Source organism: Burkholderia sp. A2 (assembly GCF_001729305.1).
In the GTDB taxonomy this organism is placed as follows: domain Bacteria; phylum Pseudomonadota; class Gammaproteobacteria; order Burkholderiales; family Burkholderiaceae; genus Burkholderia; species Burkholderia sola.
In genome coordinates this window covers 6,090-6,530 of sequence record NZ_LZXX01000031.1, presented here as the reverse complement: position 1 = coordinate 6,530, position 441 = coordinate 6,090, and the positions used below count along the sequence as shown (strand labels likewise).

The 441-nt window shown below is 73.7% G+C and carries 1 protein-coding gene; it reads right to left on the bottom strand.

The features are described 5' to 3' along the window. Positions 1–22 precede the first annotated feature (22 nt). A partial coding sequence (locus A9Z05_RS03255; RefSeq protein WP_069616851.1) for a DUF2946 family protein occupies positions 23–441 on the bottom strand: 419 nt, incomplete at its 5' end.

Here is a 441-nt window from a genome sequence, read left to right as displayed (position 1 = left end):
GCGCGGCCGGCGCCGCCGCGGCTCACTGGCCGCTGTCGGCGGCGTCGCGCGCGTGGCGCGCCGGGCTGGCGACGTAGCCGAACCGCGCCGGTACGTCGGCGCACGCGATGCGGCCGAGCCGCAGCGTACGGCCGTCGCGCCAGCGCAGCACCGGCGGCTCGGCATCGAAATCCGCGTGATCGGCGAACAGCCCGAGGTCGTGATCGTGCAGCGCCGCGATGCGCGCGGGTGTGCCGGCATCGCGAAACAGCACGCCGCCGCCGTCGTCGAGCCACGCTGCATCCGGTTCGAACGGGGCACCCGTCTGGTCGGTGAGCGCAAGCTGTCCGTCATGCTCGGCGAGCCGCACGACCCACGGCGTATAGGCGAGTTCGACGTATACGCGCTGCGGCCCGTTCTGGAAGAACCACTGGCCCTGCGCGTCGCACGCGTAGTTGCGGC